The 2,026-nt window shown below is 72.1% G+C and carries 2 protein-coding genes; both read left to right on the top strand.

Annotated features, from left to right (window positions below):
* On the top strand, positions 1-1,016 hold a 1,016-nt coding region (locus BN12_RS21315), incomplete at its 5' end, for a PASTA domain-containing protein (RefSeq protein ID WP_048555575.1).
* Positions 1,017-1,028: 12 nt separating this feature from the next.
* The gene (locus BN12_RS21320) at positions 1,029-1,949 is read left to right on the top strand and encodes a DMT family transporter (protein WP_048555576.1); all 921 of its coding nucleotides are present in this window, start codon (positions 1,029-1,031) and stop codon (positions 1,947-1,949) included.
* Positions 1,950-2,026: the final 77 nt, after the last annotated feature.

Raw genomic sequence — 2,026 nt, forward strand, 5'->3', positions numbered from 1 at the left:
CCGCCGCTGCCGCGGCCGAGCCGACGCAGGTCGCCACGCCCACCGCCGCCCTGCCCGTCGCCTCGCCCGCCGTCGAGTCGGCGAGCCCGACGGCCTGGCTCCCCGTCGGTCACGACGTCACCGACGAGCCGCCGCGCAAGCGGCATACCGGCGTGTGGGTCGCCGTCGTCCTCGCCGTCGTGGCCGTCGTCGCCGGCTGGTACTTCCTCCTCGGCCCGGGCGGGCGGGTCGACGTCCCGCCCGTCGCAGGGCAGAAGGCCGCCGCGGCCCAGCAGATCCTCGAGCAGCGCGGGTTCACCGTCGAGCAGGTGCCGACCTTCAGCGAGACGGTCGCCAAGGGTGTGGCCCTCGGCACCGACCCGAGTGCCGGATCCTCCGCTCGCAAGAACGGCACCGTCGAGCTCAAGGTGTCCAAGGGCCCCGAGCGGTATGCCGTCCCCAACGTCGTCAAGCAGACCCAGGACGCGGCGACCCAGGCCCTCCAGGCGCAACACCTCACCGTCGGAGAGGTGAGCCAGGACTGGAGCGAGACGGTCCCCGAGGGCCAAGTGGTCTCCACGAATCCCAAGGCCGGCACCTCCGTCAAGCGCGACACCGCCGTCAACCTCGTCGTGAGCAAGGGCCGTCAGCCGGTCGCCGTCGAGGACTTCACCGGCCAGCCCGCCGACACGGCGACCGCCGCCCTAAAGAAGGCCGGCTTCACCGTCGATGCGAGCAAGCAGCAGTACGACGAGACCGTCGCGAAGGGCTCGGTCATCTCTCAGAACCCCAACGCGGGGACCGGGCACAAGGGCGACACGATCACCCTCGTCGTCTCCAAGGGTCCACCGCTCGTCGCCGTGCCGAACGTCGTCGGCAAGCAGCTCGACGACGCCCGGTCGCTCCTCGAGGCGGACGGGTTCAAGGTCGAGGTCGACAAGGCCTTCGGCGGCTTCTTCGGGACGGTGCGCAGTTCCGACCCGGCGGGCGGCACGAAGGCCCCCAAGGGCTCGACGGTCACGCTCCTGGTCGTCTGACCGGAGCCGCCCATGTCCTCCGCCGCGCGGGGGTCGCGCCTCGCGACCGTCCTCCTCGTCCTCGTCACGGCCGTCTGGGGCTCGACGTTCTTCCTCATCCGCGACCTGGTCCAGACGGTCCCCGCGATCGACTTCCTCGCGGTCCGCTTCACGATCGCCGCGCTCGTCATGGGTGCCGTCTTCCACCGCCAGGTCCGCTCCCTCACCCGTCGTGAGCTGCGGATCGGGGTGGTCCTCGGCGGCCTCTACGGCCTGGCCCAGATCCTGCAGACGATCGGGCTGCGCACGACGGACGCGTCGGTCTCGGGGTTCATCACCGGCATCTACGTCGTCCTCACCCCGATCCTCGCCGCGCTCCTGCTCCGTGACCGGGTCGGGCGCTCGGCCTGGCTCGCCGTCGTGCTCGCGACGCTCGGCCTCGCCCTCCTCTCCCTCAAGGGCGGGCTCACCCTCGAGAGCGGAGAGGTCGTCACGCTTCTCGCGGCCGTCGTCTACGCGCTCCACATCGTCGGTCTCGGGCGGTGGTCGACGGCCGATGCGGCGGTGGGTCTCGCGACGGTCCAGGCCGCGACGATCGCGGTCGTATGCCTCGCCGGCGCCGCTCCCGGCGGCGTGATCCTCCCGCACGACGGCGGGCAGTGGGCCGCCACGCTCTACATGGCCGTCGTCGCGGGCGCGGGCGCGCTGTGGGCGCAGACATGGGCCCAGGCCCACCTCACGGCGACCCGCGCGGCGATCGTCATGACCCTCGAGCCGGTGTTCGCCGCCTTCTTCGCCGTCCTGTTCGGCGGGGAGAGCCTCACCGTCCGGATGCTTCTCGGCGGTGGCCTCGTCGTCGCGGCGATGTACCTCGTCGAGCTCGGCGGTCAGCACCCGCCCGACGCTTCGGCGCAGGACGAGCCTCCCGCCGAAGCCCTCCACCACGAGGTCTAGCGCCGCCCTCGACGACAACAACTCGGCACGTGCGGGCTTGTCGTGGTCGGGTGACCCGCCGGACGACAACAACTCGG

Source organism: Nostocoides japonicum T1-X7, from assembly GCF_001046855.1.
Lineage (GTDB): Bacteria > Actinomycetota > Actinomycetes > Actinomycetales > Dermatophilaceae > Nostocoides > Nostocoides japonicum.

Bases quoted from the DNA above. Each gene is read 5' to 3' on its own strand.
- BN12_RS21320 (WP_048555576.1), top strand. From the start codon at position 1,029: ATGTCCTCCGCCGCGCGGGGGTCGCGCCTCGCGACCGTCCTCCTCGTC.